Below are 13,716 nucleotides of genomic sequence, written 5' to 3' on the forward strand. Positions count from 1 at the left end.
TTTGGCTCGGTAGCTCAGTTGGTAGAGCAATGGATTGAAGCTCCATGTGTCGGCGGTTCGATTCCGTCTCGCGCCATATACTTATGACTAGGAAGGGTAGCGAAGTGGCTAAACGCGGCGGACTGTAAATCCGCTCCTTCGGGTTCGGGGGTTCGAATCCCTCCCCTTCCATGGATACGGGCATAGTTTAAAGGTAGAACTAAGGTCTCCAAAACCTTCAGTGTGGGTTCAATTCCTACTGCCCGTGTTAATAAGATTATGGCGGGTGTGGTGAAGTGGTTAACACACCAGATTGTGGCTCTGGCATGCGTGGGTTCGATCCCCATCACTCGCCTATTTTATATTATTGGGGTATAGCCAAGCGGTAAGGCAAGGGACTTTGACTCCCTCATGCGTTGGTTCGAATCCAGCTACCCCAGTTACTATTTGCCGGCGTGGCGGAATTGGCAGACGCGCTGGACTCAAAATCCAGTGTCCGCAAGGACGTGCCGGTTCGACCCCGGCCGCCGGTATAGTAATGAAGACAAGGTTTTAAGACCTTGTTTTTTTGTTATGTGACTATTAGTCCGTCTCGCTCCGTAAGGTGCGAGACAACTAAACCACCCGCTATTGTACTGCCCCCAAAAGTTAGACAATTAATTAAGTAAAGGATTTAGTTCTGTATTGTACAGGACTAAGTTCTTTTAGTTTGACTTTAATTCGTTTGTTGTTGTAGTAATCGTAGTAATCGATGTAGTTTACAATGGTTTTCTCCAAATCTTCAAGCGACTGAAACATCTTCTCATATCCATAAAACATTTCTGATTTCAAAATACCGAAGAAGAACTCCATCATACCGTTGTCGGGGCTGTTGCCCTTGCGTGACATGGATGCGTGAATTCCTTTACTCTTTAGGAATCGATGATAAGAATTGTGTTGGTATTGTGCCAGCCAATTTGGAAGCATTCCACTACTTGGAAGTGCAAATTCGAGAGAAACACTTCTTTGTGAACAACCTTCCAGCAGAACTTTATCAATTTTTTCTTGCTTTAATTCAGGGAAATAGTAACGGTTTTTCCCTTTCTTGATACTTTCTATTCCGTAACGATCAATCAACCGGATTAAGTATCTAAGATTTGAAAGATTAATTCCATATTTTCTGAAAGACGCTTTAAGCTGATTCCTTATTTTCTTAGTTCATAGATTTGAACTTTATCTTCATAATTCAATTTCATAATAAAACACCCCAAAAGTTAGATTTTTTCTGTCTAACTTTTGGGGATCAGGACATAGACGGGTGATTATGATTTCCTACTAAATTCTATCTTTTTTAAAGTGTTATAAAGGCTCAATAATTATTTTTGAGTGACATTCTAATTGTTTTTGAAAGGAATTTTGGTATAATATTACTTATTCACATTTTATGTAGATTATGAAAGAGTTTGGTGGTTAATGTCTCGTTCGGTTGACTTGCTTAAGAAGCGCTACTTAGAAAATATGAAAGAGAAGCCTGATTTATTTGTGGGAATTGAGCTGGAGTATCCTGTTATCAATTTAGAGGGGAATGCTACAGATAGTGAGGTTGTAAAGGATCTCTTTCGGTATTTACCATCAGTTCTGGGTTTTACTATCGAAAAAGTAGATGACTTTGGAAATCCAATTCAGTTGCAAGATCCAGTTAGCCAAGATACTATCTTATTCGAAGTCTCCTATACAACTATCGAGTTTGCTTTCGGTAGGGCGGAAACTATCCAAGAGGTTGAAGAGCGTTTTAGAGCCTACATTGATTTGATTCAGAAAAAACTTGGGGAAGCAAATCATGCTATAGTTGGCTCTGGAATCCATCCATACTGGGAGAAGAATGAGAATCAACCTGTTGCTTATGCACGTTATCAAATGTTAATGAATTATTTGAAGTTGAGCAGAACAGTTCTAAGGTCAGATTTACATGATTACCCGCAATATGGTGCTTTTATCTGTGGAAGCCAAGTTCAATTGGATGTTTCAAAGTCTAACTATTTGCGTGTCATCAATGCATTTACTCAGATCGAAGCTGCCAAAGCTTATTTGTTTGCCAATTCTGAGTTTTCGGGGGCAGATTGGGATACCAAAATTTCTAGAGATATTTTCTGGGAAAAATCTATGCATGGTATCTATCCAGAGAATGTAGGTGTCAATGCTAGACTCTTTAAGGATGAGGATGATTTTTTTGACTATCTAAATCATTCTGCGATTTTCACAGCGGGGCGTGATGGGCAGACCTATTATTTTTATCCTGTTCAGGCTAGGGATTATTTGACTACACCTGAAATTCATGCCTTCTCTCTTGATGGGGAAGAGATTCTTCTTTATCCTCAGGAGGAAGATTTCCAAACTCATCGTAGTTACCAGTACCAAGACTTAACGACTCGAGGGACTATCGAGTTTCGTAGTGTGTGTACGCAACCTCTAAATAGAACCTTTGCTTCAGCAGCTTTTCACTTGGGCTTGTTGGTCAATTTAGACAAGCTTGAAGCTTACTTGCGAACTGCTCCATTTTTTACCACAGCTGGTCGTGATTACAAGTCTTTAAGGAGACAATTTTCTAAAAAACAACTCACAGATGAGGAAGAAGCTGCGGTTCTCGAGTTTTCTAAAGACTTACTCATTCTAGCTGAGGAAGGACTGGAGAAAAGAGATAAGCAAGAAATGATCTATTTACAGCCTTTGAAAGAAGAATTGGGATTATAATTTTTGCTATAAAGCGAGAATTTTCTGAAAAATCATGATATAATGGAAGAGACTATAGATAAAGGATAGAGATTCATGACATTAGTTTATCAATCAACGCGTGATGCCAATAATACAGTAACTGCCAGCCAAGCTATTTTGCAAGGTTTGGCGACGGATGGTGGTCTGTTTACACCGCTTACTTATCCAAAGGTGGATTTGGATTTTGAAAAATTGCAAGATGCTTCTTACCAAGAAGTGGCTAAGTTAGTTTTGTCAGCCTTTTTAGATGACTTTACTGCGGAGGAGTTGGACTACTGTATCAACAATGCCTACGATAGCAAGTTTGATACCCCAGCTATTGCGCCATTGGTGAAACTGGATGGGCAATACAACTTGGAATTGTTCCATGGTTCTACGATTGCCTTTAAAGATATGGCCTTGTCCATCTTGCCATACTTTATGACAACAGCTGCTAAGAAACATGGTTTGGAGAACAAAATCGTCATTTTGACAGCGACATCGGGTGATACTGGAAAAGCAGCTATGGCTGGATTTGCGGATGTACCTGGTACTGAGATTATCGTTTTTTATCCAAAGGATGGTGTCAGCAAGGTACAAGAGTTGCAAATGACTACTCAGACTGGCGACAATACTCATGTTATTGCTATTGATGGTAACTTTGACGATGCACAAACAAACGTGAAGCACATGTTCAACGATGTGGAACTTCGTGAAAAATTGGCAGCTAATAAGCTACAGTTTTCATCAGCTAATTCTATGAACATTGGTCGTTTGGTACCACAGATTGTCTACTATGTTTATGCTTATGCTCAGTTGGTCAAGTCTGGTGAGATTGTGACTGGTGAAAAGGTCAACTTTACAGTACCAACAGGAAACTTTGGAAATATCTTGGCTGCCTTTTATGCTAAGCAAATTGGTCTGCCAGTTGGTAAATTAGTCTGTGCTTCAAATGACAACAATGTCTTGACTGACTTCTTTAAAACACGTGTTTACGACAAGAAACGTGAGTTCAAGGTGACGACTAGTCCATCTATGGATATCTTAGTATCTTCAAACTTGGAGCGTTTGATTTTCCATCTTTTGGGGAATGATGCAACTAAGACAACTGAACTCATGAATGCCTTGAGTACACAAGGACAATATGAATTGACAGACTTTGATGCAGCGATTCTGGATCTCTTTGCAGCTGAATATGCGACTGAGGAAGAAACTGCGGCAGAAATTAAACGTGTTTATCAAATAGATGCCTATATCGAGGATCCTCATACGGCAGTTGCCTCAGCTGTTTATAGAAAATACCAAGCGGCTACTGGCGATACGACTAAGACAGTGATTGCTTCAACAGCTAGTCCATACAAGTTCCCGGTGGTTGCAGTAGAAGCTGTAACAGGAAAAGCAGGCTTAACTGACTTTGAAGCCTTGGCTCAATTACATAACATTTCAGGAGTGGCAGTGCCACCAGCGGTTGATGGCCTTGAAACAGCTCCAGTTCGTCATAAAACAACAGTGGCAGCTGCTGATATGCAAGCAGCGGTTGAGACTTATCTAGGACTTTAAGACAGAGGGAGTAAACTCGGTTGGGAAACCAACTGAGTTTCTTTTCATCAGGAGGAAGGATTGATTAAGAAAAATAAAGACATTCTCAACATTGCCTTGCCAGCTATGGGGGAAAACTTTTTGCAGATGCTCATGGGCATGGTGGATAGTTACTTGGTCGCTCACTTGGGCTTAATCGCTATTTCAGGTGTTTCAGTAGCTGGCAATATTATCACGATTTACCAGGCGATTTTTATCGCTCTGGGAGCTGCTATTTCCAGTGTTATTTCAAAAAGTTTGGGGCAGAAAGATCAGTCCAAGTTGGCTTATCACGTGACAGAGGCTCTAAAGATAACCCTATTGCTGAGTGCACTTTTAGGGGCCTTATCCATCTTTTCTGGTCAAGAGATGATAGGACTTTTAGGAACTGAGCAGGCTGTGGCCGAAAGTGGTGGACTCTACCTATCTTTAGTAGGCGGATCGATTGTTCTCTTGGGCTTGATGACCAGTCTAGGCGCCTTGATTCGTGCAACGCATAATCCGCGTCTGCCCCTCTATGTTAGTCTTTTATCCAATGCCTTGAATATTCTTTTTTCAAGTCTAGCTATTTTTGTCCTTGATATGGGCATAGCTGGTGTTGCTTGGGGGACCATCTTGTCTCGCTTGGTCGGCCTTGTGATTTTGTGGTCGCAATTAAAACTGCCATATGCGAAGCCAACTTTTGGCTTAGATAAGGAATTGTTGACCTTGGCTTTACCAGCAGCTGGAGAGCGCCTCATGATGAGGGCTGGAGATGTAGTGATCATTGCCTTGGTCGTCTCTTTTGGGACGGAGGCAGTAGCGGGAAATGCAATCGGGGAGGTTTTGACCCAGTTTAACTATATGCCTGCCTTTGGCGTCGCTACGGCAACGGTCATGCTGGTGGCTCGAGCAGTTGGAGAGGATAACTGGAAAAGAGTAGACAAGGTAAGCAAACAAACCTTTTGGCTTTCTTTCGTCCTTATGTTGCCCTTGACACTCAGCATCTATGCCTTGGGAATACCACTGACACATCTCTATACGACTGATCCTATAGCGGTCGAAGCTAGCGTTTTGGTGGCACTTTTCTCTCTACTAGGAACTCCTATGGCGACAGGGACAGTTATTTATACGGCGGTTTGGCAGGGCTTGGGAAATGCTCGCCTCCCCTTTTATGCTACAAGTATCGGGATGTGGTGTATCCGCATTGGGACAGCCTATCTGATGGGGATTGTGCTTGGTTGGGGCTTACCTGGTATTTGGGCTGGAACGTTATTGGACAATGGTTTTCGATGGTTATTTCTACGCTACCGTTACCAGCGTTATATGAGTTTGAAAGGATAGGAAATGCAAAAAACAGCTTTTATTTGGGATTTAGACGGGACCTTATTGGATTCTTACGAAGCGATTTTGTCAGGCATTGAGGAGACATTTGCTCAGTTTTCTATTCCTTATGATAAGGAGAAAGTGAGAGAGTTTATCCTCAGGTATTCTGTGCAGGATTTACTGGAGCAGATTGCAGAAGAGAGAAAACTGGATGCGGAAGTGCTTAATCAGGTGCGTGCCCAGAGCCTGTCTGAGAAGAATGCTCAGGTAGTTTTGATGCCAGGCGCGCGTGAAGTGCTAGCTTGGGCAGATGAAGCAGGGATTCAGCAGTTTGTTTATACCCATAAGGGAGACAATGCTCTTACTATTTTAAGAGACTTGAGGTTGGAATGTTATTTTACAGAAATTCTAACTAATCAGAGTGGTTTTGCGCGCAAGCCTAATCCAGAAGCGGCTACCTATCTGCTAGACAAGTATCAGCTGGATCCTGATAGCACCTATTATATAGGAGACCGGACTTTGGATGTGGAATTTGCCCAGAATAGCGGCCTTCAAAGCATCAACTTTTTAGAGTCTTCTTATGAAGGGAATCAAAGGATTCAAGAATTAGCAGATATTCCCCGCATTTTTGAAGCTGAGGAATAAAAAAATTTTGTCAGTTGCGTGACAGAAACCTAACAAACTATTTCAAGTAATCGAGTTTGTTACAAGGAATAGACAGTTCTATTAAATAGGCCCGAGAGGGCTTTTTTTCTGCTTTTTTTTGTGATATGATAGACAGGTATTTATTTGAAAGGAATAGGAAAGAATGAAGAAAAGAATTATTTTAGCCTCAACAGTAGCCTTGTCTCTTGCCCCAGTTTTGGCAACTCAAGCAGAGGAGATCCTTTGGACTGCTCGTAGTGTTGAGCAAATCAAAAACGATTTGACTAAAACGGACAACAAAACAAGCTATACAGTACAGTATGGTGATACTTTGAGCACCATTGCAGAAGCTTTGGGTGTAGATGTCACAGTTCTTGCAAATTTGAACAAAATCACCAATATGGACTTGATTTTCCCAGATACTGTCCTCACTACAACTGTCAATGAGGCAGAAGAGGTGACGGAAGTTGAAATCCAAACTCCTCAAGCAGATGCTAGTGAAGAAGTGACGACTGCGACCGCTGATTTGACGACCAATCAAGTGACAGTCGATGAACAAACAGTTCAAGTAGAAGATCTTTCTCAACCAATTGAGGAAGTACCAAGTGCAACAGAGACCGAAAAAACAACAGAAGTAGCGCCAAGTTCAGAAGTTTTTGAGACAACAACAGTTGCTGAAGAGACACCATCTACAGAAGTACCTGTAGTTGAAGAAACAGCTGAAACGACTCCAGCGGAAAAACCAGTAGCAGCTGCACCAGCAACAGAAACGCCTGCTGATACAACGGAAACAAGTGCAACAGAAGAAACAGCAGCATCAACAGCAACTTCTGACACCGCAACTTCGACTTATCAAGCAGAGCAAAGCCAAACTCCTTCAAGAACTTATTCAGCTCCAGCGGCTCCTGACTATGCAGGACTTGCTGTAGCTAAGTCTGAGAATGCTGGTCTTCAACCACAAACAGCAGCCTTTAAAGAAGAAGTAGCCAACTTGTTTGGCATCACATCCTTTAGTGGTTACCGTCCTGGAGACAGTGGCGACCATGGAAAAGGTTTGGCCATTGACTTCATGGTTCCAGTGAGTTCAGCACTCGGAGACCAAATTGCAGAATATGCAGTCCAAAATATGGCTAGCCGTGGCATCAACTACATCATCTGGAAACAACGTTTCTACGCTCCATATGATAGTAAATATGGACCTGCCTACACTTGGAATCCAATGCCAGACCGTGGTAGTGTGACCGAAAACCACTATGACCACGTTCACGTATCTATGAATTAAGAATAATAAGAAGCTATACATTTAAAAGTGTAGCTTCTTTTTGTGTAAAATAGTATTAATAAGTGAAATAAAATCTAAAACATGTTAAAATGTAAGCGAATACAAAACTATACTAACGCTTTTAAGCATAGAGAGAAAGGATGAAGTGAATGACAAATCGATTAAAAACTCTATTTGAGAAAACAAGAGATGATTTTGAAGAGGAATTTTGTGGTGAAATTGTCGAATTCTTGATTTTTACCCTCCAAAATGTAACTGGGGCCGCTTCTTTAAAAGATGGTTGTAAAATGCCGTCCGTTCATTTTAAAGCTAGTGTCAATGTTGCAACCCAGGAATTCTCTGAACGTGAGGGACGTTTGGAATGGGTATTGACTCCTGAGGAATTTGAAGAAAAGAGATGGGGCTTTAGTTTTGAACCCTACAAAATTCATCATATCAAATGTCAAAAACGCCCCTTCATGGAGTTAGAGCCATATATGTCAGAAGTAGCTAATAACTGCTACCACTTGCTGGAATACTTAGATGACCAATCCTCAGACTCTAGGTTAGAGACCTTGATTGAAACCTATCAAAAACCGGTCATCATTCAAGACGATATTGGCGAATTCACCTTAAACAGAGCCTATTCTTGGTTTGAAGGATTTATCACTTACGAGGGTGGTAAGATTCATGCTATCTTTGCTGCGAGTGCAGATGAAAGTCTCCCTCCAAGTTCTTTTGATGATCTAAAGAAATTTATGGGAACTTTCCAAGTTCAAGATACTCGGATTAAAGACTATATTGTCAAAGAACTGTGGGAAACAGCTCAAGACTGGATAGATTCAGATGAAAATGATGTGGAGTTAACAGAAGAGTATTTTACCAACTCTCTTTCCTTGGGTGAACTATCGATCAACGAAGACGGGGAATTGACCCTCTACTATGATGATAGCGAGGAAATTTTTGCAGGCCATGCCATCGAAGTTGTCATTGATAAAGAGGGAGAAATCCTTCGAGCAGATTTGGTAGGTTAGTGCTGGATTTTATCTAGAATATAGAAATAATAGCCTTTTGGGATTGAAACCAAGAGGCTATTTTTCGTGAGTAAGCAAAATGGTTGCGTTTTTAATCTTTCTGTAATATACTTGATAAGTCAATAGTTGATAAATCAAGTGTATACAAGGAGGTAGAAATGAAAAAAATTAACGACTTACTGTACCAGCTCCATTTAACAGATCAGATGATCACTCAACTTTTTGAGAAACAATTGGGAATTAGTTTGACCCGCTATCAAATCTTGCAGTTTTTACTGCAGCAGTCACCCTGCAACCAGATTGCCGTTCAGGAGAAGTTGCAAATCGACCAGGCGGCCTTGACCCGTCATTTTAAGATACTAGAGTCAGAGGGCTATGTCAGTCGCAAGCGTAATCCGGCCAATCAGCGAGAAGTCTTAGTTGAATTAACCCAAGAAGCCAAGAATCAACTCTTAGTCAGTCCGCCTAAACATCATTTGCGAGTGAAGGAACAGATGGAGAGCATCTTATTGACAGCTGAGCAGAAAGAGCTAACAACTTTACTGACGAAACTAGTGTCAGGTCTAGAAAAAATAGAATTTTAAGGAGAAAACGATGTCAATCATTACTACTATTTTAGCAACCCTTGTTGCCCTCGAACATTTTTATATCTTTTATTTGGAGAGTATGGCAACCCAATCAGATGCAACCAGCCGAGTCTTTAATATGGACAAGGAAGAACTGGCTCGTCCTTCAGTGAGCTCATTATTTAAAAATCAAGGGATTTATAATGCTTTGCTGGGTGTCTTTCTCTTGTACGGGATTTATTTCTCACAAAGTTTGGAAATTGTGACCATCTTTGTTTTATTTGTGCTTGGTGCAGCGACCTATGGTTCTCTAACAGCAGACAAGAAGATTATTCTGAAGCAAGGTGGGCCCGCTATTTTGACTCTGCTGAGTATGTTGCTTTTGAAATAAGAAAACCAGCGTCTTTCAGGACGCTGATTTTTGTAGTTTTTTATCCATTTCGACGTTTACGGGCTAGGAGGGCTCTGTAAAAGGAGATGTGATTGTTCTGGATATAGGGAAGGAGTGAAAAACTAGCAATTCCAAAAGTAATCCAATTGAGGAAGTACCAAGGGAGTAGTTGTAGGTCGAGGACAAAGCGTTGAAATTTGTAACCCTTCATCAAGAAACGGCTGGTTTTCAGGATTTGACTTGGTTTAGCCTGTCCTAAATCCAGAGTATCGCAGAGGAGGAATTCTACCTGCGAGTAGGCATAATGTTGCGGTACGTAGAGGAGATTGCCTACAATCATCAAGATGAGACTCGCGAAAAAGTAGAGCCCAAAGGTCATAAGGAACTGCTCGGTTTCAACGGATGAAAGGTCTAGTTTTGGAAATTCAGGATGTAGGGCAACAAATCTTCGAGCCAAGAGATTGCTATAAAAGAGAAAATAAACGCCTACTAAGTTTGGAATACTCCATAAAAAAAGATAGAAACGTTTGAGGAGCAGGGTTAGAAAGGTTTGTGAGAAGCGCTCTTCAGCAAAGAGGGTCAGGCTTGATTTTACTGAGAGTTCCGTATCAGGATCCTTGAGGAGTCGGAGTGTCGCAAAGGCAGCACCTGCTAGAAAAATTGTGCTCATAAAAGAAACCACTAGTGGGAAGAGATAGGCTTGGAGCACTTGCGTCAGCATGCTGAAAAAGGATTGCTCTAAAACATTTTCTTGGAGACGAGCCAAGGGGTTGAGAAAGCCTGATAAGATGACCAGCATACTAGGAAGGAGATAGACAAGAAAGAGGCGGGGATTTTCAGCCTGAAATTGCCTAGTCTGCAGACGAATGGTTTTTAAATCAATTTTTGGGTATTTCATTCTTTCATTATACCATAGTTCGTGACAGTTCCAGTTTTTTTTGATAAAATCATACAGTATGCCTTTGGGCGCAAAGTATGAACTGGGACTGTCTTTCCCAGCTTCGGAGGTAGAAAATGTCAGATTCACCAATCAAATACCGTTTGATTAAGAAAGAAAAACATACAGGAGCTCGTCTAGGAGAAATTATCACCCCGCACGGCACCTTCCCGACACCTATGTTTATGCCAGTTGGAACCCAAGCCACTGTTAAAACCCAGTCGCCTGAAGAATTGAAGGAGATGGGATCAGGGATTATCCTCTCTAATACCTATCATCTGTGGCTTCGTCCAGGAGATGAACTCATCGCACGCGCAGGCGGTCTCCACAAGTTCATGAACTGGGATCAGCCCATCTTGACGGATAGTGGTGGTTTTCAGGTTTATTCTCTGGCTGATAGCCGAAACATCACAGAAGAAGGGGTAACCTTTAAAAACCATCTCAATGGTTCCAAGATGTTCCTATCGCCAGAAAAAGCCATCTCTATTCAGAACAATCTAGGCTCAGATATTATGATGTCTTTTGATGAATGTCCTCAGTTTTACCAACCTTACGACTACGTTAAGAAATCCATCGAGCGTACTAGTCGTTGGGCTGAACGTGGTTTGAAGGCTCACCGTCGTCCACATGACCAAGGTTTGTTTGGAATTGTGCAGGGAGCGGGATTTGAAGATCTTCGCCGTCAATCAGCTCATGACCTTGTCAGCATGGATTTCCCAGGCTACTCTATCGGTGGTTTGGCAGTAGGAGAAACCCACGAAGAGATGAATGCAGTCTTGGATTTCACAACTCAACTCCTTCCTGAAAACAAACCTCGCTATTTGATGGGAGTGGGAGCGCCAGATAGCTTGATCGATGGAGTTATTCGTGGTGTGGATATGTTTGACTGTGTCTTGCCAACTCGTATCGCTCGTAACGGCACCTGTATGACCAGCCAAGGTCGTTTGGTTGTCAAGAATGCCCAATTCGCTGAAGACTTTACGCCACTGGATCCTGAGTGTGATTGCTATACATGCAAGAACTACACACGCGCCTACCTTCGCCACTTGCTCAAGGCTGACGAAACCTTCGGTATCCGCTTGACTAGCTACCACAATCTCTACTTCTTGCTCAATCTGATGAAGCAGGTCCGTCAAGCCATCATGGATGACAATCTCTTGGAATTCCGTGAATATTTTGTGGAAAAATATGGCTACAACAAGTCAGGACGCAATTTCTAAAGTTAAAAATAGAATGCCAAAATCCTACGTTTTCTCGTAGGATTTTTCTTCTTTTTTTGATAGAATAGGGAGTATAATGGAATGAAAATTAGGTGGTGTTTTACTTCCTAATTTAATGGAGAATAGACTCGTATGCGTATTAAATGGTTTTCCTTAATTAGGATTACAGGTTTACTTTTGGTGCTTTTGTACCACTTCTTTCAAACGATCTTTCCTGGAGGCTTCTTTGGGGTCGATGTCTTTTTCACTTTTTCAGGATTTTTGATCACCTCCCTCCTTTTAGAAGAATTTGGGAAGGCACGTCAGATTGATTTGCTGGGCTTTTTTAAGAGACGGTTTTATCGTATCGTGCCACCTGTGGTGCTGATGGTTTTAGTGACCATGCCTTTTACTTTCTTGGTTCGTCAAGACTATGTTGCTGGAATTGGTGGCCAGATTGCTGGAGTTCTCGGTTTTATGACCAACTTCTACGAAATGTTAACAGGGGGAAGTTATGAATCCCAGTTCATTCCCCATCTCTTTGTTCACAACTGGAGTCTAGCTGTTGAGGTTCACTACTATATCCTTTGGGGCTTAGCGGTTTGGTTCTTATCGAAACGTTCAAAATCTAGTAGTCAATTGAGAGGGATAGTTTTTCTCCTTTCTACTGGAGCTTTTATCATTAGCTTTTTCTCCATGTTTATTGGTAGTCTAATGGCGAGTTCCTATTCATCTGTCTACTTTTCAAGTCTGACCCATGTCTATCCCTTTTTTTTAGGAAGTATTTTGGCGACGGTTGTGGGTGTTCGTCAGACGAGCGATTTAGTAAAGCAATTTGATCGGACGTGGGATCTTCGTCAAAATCTACTGGTGTTTGCTACAGGGCTTTTGGTATTGTTGCTTCTGACTTTCTTTGTCAAGTTCACCTACCTGTTTGCGTACTTATTTGGCTTCTTGCTAGCAAGTTTAGCGGCAGTGACTATGATTTTTGCTGCACGTGTCTTGCATGAGAAAACGCCTGAGATACAAGAACCTCGGATAATTACATTTTTAGCGGATACCAGCTACGCGGTTTATCTCTTCCACTGGCCTTTTTATATTATCTTTTCTCAGTTGATGAGCAATCTGCCCGCTGTTATTTTAACAGTTATCTTTTCTTATTTCTTTGCTATTTTATCTTTCTATATTATTGAGCCATTGATTGCTGGTAAGACTAATCCTTTAATACGGAAGATTAGTCGATTACCTCATATTAAACCGATTAGTGCTAGTGGTGTTGCCATTCTTACTTTGATTACCTTGGTTATCATAACTGTGGCTCCCCAAGTTGGAGCTTTTGAGACAGACTTGATGGTCAATGGTTTCAAGCAAGCACAGACCAATATAGGACAAACAAAAACTCTTGCTGAGCAAGCAGAGGCTAGCCGACTTGGAATTTCTGAGGGAACGAGTTTGATTGGAGATTCGGTAGCCTTGCGTGCTAATACAGCCTTACAAGAGGCCCTTCCTGAAGCAAATATCAACGCTCAAGTTAGTCGGACAACCAAGCAAGCCAATGACATCATGCTCAATAACAGCCAGAACAAGGTACTTCTAAAAACAGTTGTCATTGCAACGGGTGTAAACGGACCAGAGAATTACAAAGATGACTTAGATACGATAGTTAAAAACCTCCCCAAAGGCCACCATCTGATTCTTGTAACTCCTTATGAAGGTGACAAGAGCAAGGAAACTTACAAATCAGTTGAGCAGTATGCGACTTATGCGAGAGAATTAGCTGAAAAGAATCCATATGTGAGTATCGCTGACTGGAATAAGGTCGCTAAGGAACACCCTGAAATCTGGGCTGGAACAGACCAAGTCCACTTTGGAAATGATAGCAACATGATTGAAGAAGGTGCTAAACTTTACGCAGAGACGATTGCAGCTGCTGTCAAGGCTGCTCAAGAACTACCTGTGAAATCAAAATAAAATCAAAGAGTTGGAGATATCCAGCTCTTTTAAAATATCTCCAGAAAAGAGGTCTATACCATTTACAAATGAAAAAGAAAGGTTTATAATGTAATTGACATAATAAATTCTAGAATCAAT

At 41.5% G+C, this 13,716-nt stretch carries 11 protein-coding genes, 6 tRNA genes and 1 pseudogene; 16 read left to right on the plus strand and 2 right to left on the minus strand.

The window, feature by feature from the left end; genetic code table 11:
- Positions 1–3 precede the first annotated feature (3 nt).
- The 6 genes from M1F97_RS08790 to M1F97_RS08815 all read left to right on the plus strand — a co-directional run bounded on the left by M1F97_RS08790 (position 4) and on the right by M1F97_RS08815 (position 512).
- Positions 4–76: transfer RNA gene (locus M1F97_RS08790), tRNA-Phe, on the plus strand.
- A 14-nt stretch (positions 77–90) separates the two neighbouring features.
- A tRNA-Tyr gene (locus M1F97_RS08795) sits at positions 91–171 on the plus strand.
- 5 nt (positions 172–176) lie between these two features.
- Positions 177–247 (plus strand) — tRNA-Trp (locus tag M1F97_RS08800).
- Between the two features lie 14 nt (positions 248–261).
- Positions 262–334: transfer RNA gene (locus M1F97_RS08805), tRNA-His, on the plus strand.
- 13 nt (positions 335–347) lie between these two features.
- Positions 348–419 (plus strand) — tRNA-Gln (locus M1F97_RS08810).
- A gap of 9 nt (positions 420–428) precedes the next feature.
- Positions 429–512: transfer RNA gene (locus M1F97_RS08815), tRNA-Leu, on the plus strand.
- 127 nt (positions 513–639) lie between these two features.
- On the opposite strand, the pseudogene M1F97_RS09225 reads toward M1F97_RS08815, so the two are convergent.
- A pseudogene (locus M1F97_RS09225) lies at positions 640–924 on the minus strand (IS3 family transposase); the annotation flags it as partial.
- A gap of 507 nt (positions 925–1,431) precedes the next feature.
- On the opposite strand from M1F97_RS09225, the gene M1F97_RS08825 reads away from it, so the two are divergent.
- From M1F97_RS08825 to M1F97_RS08860, 8 genes are all read left to right on the plus strand, one after another.
- Positions 1,432–2,709, plus strand: a complete 1,278-nt coding sequence (locus M1F97_RS08825; RefSeq protein ID WP_169446802.1) for a gamma-glutamylcysteine synthetase — start codon at positions 1,432–1,434, stop codon at positions 2,707–2,709.
- 75 nt (positions 2,710–2,784) lie between these two features.
- Positions 2,785–4,269: a threonine synthase gene (thrC, locus tag M1F97_RS08830; protein ID WP_247944846.1), complete on the plus strand. Its 1,485-nt coding sequence runs from the start codon at positions 2,785–2,787 to the stop codon at positions 4,267–4,269.
- 60 nt (positions 4,270–4,329) lie between these two features.
- On the plus strand, positions 4,330–5,610 hold the full coding sequence (locus M1F97_RS08835; RefSeq protein WP_247944847.1) for an MATE family efflux transporter: 1,281 nt from the start codon (positions 4,330–4,332) through the stop codon (positions 5,608–5,610).
- 3 nt (positions 5,611–5,613) lie between these two features.
- Entirely contained in the window at positions 5,614–6,237 is a 624-nt protein-coding gene (locus M1F97_RS08840; RefSeq protein ID WP_247944848.1) for an HAD family hydrolase, read from the plus strand.
- Between the two features lie 163 nt (positions 6,238–6,400).
- Complete coding sequence (locus M1F97_RS08845; RefSeq protein WP_247944849.1) at positions 6,401–7,519, plus strand: LysM peptidoglycan-binding domain-containing protein; 1,119 nt, start codon at positions 6,401–6,403, stop codon at positions 7,517–7,519.
- 149 nt (positions 7,520–7,668) lie between these two features.
- Positions 7,669–8,532: a DUF2262 domain-containing protein gene (locus M1F97_RS08850; protein ID WP_247944850.1), complete on the plus strand. Its 864-nt coding sequence runs from the start codon at positions 7,669–7,671 to the stop codon at positions 8,530–8,532.
- Between the two features lie 158 nt (positions 8,533–8,690).
- On the plus strand, positions 8,691–9,116 hold the full coding sequence (locus tag M1F97_RS08855) for a MarR family winged helix-turn-helix transcriptional regulator (RefSeq protein ID WP_247944851.1): 426 nt from the start codon (positions 8,691–8,693) through the stop codon (positions 9,114–9,116).
- Positions 9,117–9,126: 10 nt separating this feature from the next.
- Entirely contained in the window at positions 9,127–9,489 is a 363-nt protein-coding gene (locus M1F97_RS08860; protein ID WP_247944852.1) for a DUF1304 domain-containing protein, read from the plus strand.
- Positions 9,490–9,529: 40 nt separating this feature from the next.
- On the opposite strand, the gene M1F97_RS08865 is transcribed toward M1F97_RS08860, so the two are convergent.
- Positions 9,530–10,387, minus strand: coding sequence for a DUF975 family protein (locus M1F97_RS08865; protein ID WP_247944853.1), 858 nt, complete (start codon positions 10,385–10,387; stop codon positions 9,530–9,532).
- A gap of 116 nt (positions 10,388–10,503) precedes the next feature.
- On the opposite strand from M1F97_RS08865, the gene tgt reads away from it, so the two are divergent.
- Both tgt and M1F97_RS08875 read left to right on the plus strand, forming a co-directional pair.
- Positions 10,504–11,646: a tRNA guanosine(34) transglycosylase Tgt gene (gene tgt / locus M1F97_RS08870; RefSeq protein ID WP_001285237.1), complete on the plus strand. Its 1,143-nt coding sequence runs from the start codon at positions 10,504–10,506 to the stop codon at positions 11,644–11,646.
- A 132-nt stretch (positions 11,647–11,778) separates the two neighbouring features.
- Positions 11,779–13,596: an acyltransferase family protein gene (locus M1F97_RS08875; RefSeq protein ID WP_247944854.1), complete on the plus strand. Its 1,818-nt coding sequence runs from the start codon at positions 11,779–11,781 to the stop codon at positions 13,594–13,596.
- The last annotated feature ends 120 nt before the right edge of the window (positions 13,597–13,716 follow it).

The sequence above is a fragment of the Streptococcus oralis genome (genome assembly GCF_023110435.1).
Lineage (GTDB): Bacteria > Bacillota > Bacilli > Lactobacillales > Streptococcaceae > Streptococcus > Streptococcus oralis_CF.